Origin of the sequence: Citrobacter sp. NCU1, from assembly GCF_010231475.1 — a bacterium.
In the GTDB taxonomy this organism is placed as follows: Bacteria; Pseudomonadota; Gammaproteobacteria; order Enterobacterales; family Enterobacteriaceae; genus Citrobacter_D.
Map to the genome: position 1 here is coordinate 1 of NZ_NRDO01000136.1, position 1,263 is coordinate 1,263.

The 1,263-nt window shown below is 54.2% G+C and carries 2 protein-coding genes; both read left to right on the forward strand.

The window, feature by feature from the left end; translation table 11 throughout:
• Positions 1-52: 52 nt before the first annotated feature.
• Entirely contained in the window at positions 53-994 is a 942-nt protein-coding gene (gene trxB, locus CJP72_RS24915; RefSeq protein ID WP_025694449.1) for a thioredoxin-disulfide reductase, read from the forward strand.
• A gap of 62 nt (positions 995-1,056) precedes the next feature.
• A partial coding sequence (locus CJP72_RS24920) for a glutaredoxin family protein (RefSeq protein WP_162383899.1) occupies positions 1,057-1,263 on the forward strand: 207 nt, incomplete at its 3' end.

Here is a 1,263-nt window from a genome sequence, read left to right on the forward strand (position 1 = left end):
TTCTAATTAAGATTTCACATATGTGGTAGTCCATAAAGAGGAGGATGTAATTATGTATAAATCAATCATTGTCGGTACCGGACCTGCGGGTCTGACTGCCGCTATCTATTTGGCCCGGGCCAATATGAATCCGCTGGTTATTGAAGGCCCGCAGCCGGGAGGCCAGCTTACCACGACCACCGAGATCGAGAACTTCCCGGGATTCCCGGAAGGAATTCTCGGTTCGGAGCTGATGGACAATATGCGCGCACAGGCGGAGCGTTTCGGAGCGAAATTCGTTACCGGCTGGGTGAACAGCGTGGAGCTGGGAGAGCGTCCGTTCAAGCTAAACGTTGAAGACATGGGCACGCTTGAGACCGATACGCTGATCATTTCCACCGGCGCTACCGCGAAGTACCTGGGCATCCCGGGAGAGCAGGACAATGTGGGCCGGGGCGTCAGCACCTGCGCGACCTGCGACGGCTTCTTTTTCCGTAACAAGGAAATTATCGTTGTGGGCGGCGGGGATTCGGCGCTGGAGGAAGCCGGCTTCCTGACCCGCTTCGCTTCGAAGGTGACACTGGTGCATCGCCGGAATGAACTGCGCGCTTCCAAGATTATGCAAGATCGGGTACGCGCCAATGAGAAAGTGGAATGGGCGCTGGACCGTACACCGCTTGAAGTGGTGGCAGGCGATAATGGCGTTACCGGTCTGAAGGTGCTGAACAACGAGACCGGCCAAGAAGAATTCATTGAAGCGGGCGGCGTGTTCGTGGCGATCGGTCATCACCCGAATACGGCTTTCCTTGGCGGTCAGATTACCGTCGATTCGAACGGTTATATCGTAACGAATCCGGGCACTTCCGAGACGAACATTCCGGGCGTATTCGCCTGCGGCGATGTTCAGGATACCCGGTACAGACAGGCGATTACGGCGGCGGGCAGCGGCTGCAAGGCTGCCATGGACGCTGAGAAATACATTGAGAGCCTGGAGCACAGCGCGGTTGCGCTGTAAGTTTCATCGAAACGCCGCAAGTGATATAATATTAAGCAAAAATTACTAGGAGGGAATCAACTATGGAAAATGTTGTGGTATATACATCGACTAACTGTCCGCACTGCCGTCAGGTCAAAAGCTTTTTGAATGAGAAGGGAATTTCTTTCGAGGAGCGCAATATCGAGCAGAACGAAGAGTTCGCGCAGCAGGTATGGGATATGGGCATGCGCGCTGTTCCGGTTACCGTGATCGGCGAACATAAAATCGTGGGCATGAACAAAACGCAG

Bases quoted from the DNA above. Each gene is read 5' to 3' on its own strand.
- trxB (WP_025694449.1), top strand. From the start codon at position 53: ATGTATAAATCAATCATTGTCGGTACCGGACCTGCGGGTCTGACTGCC.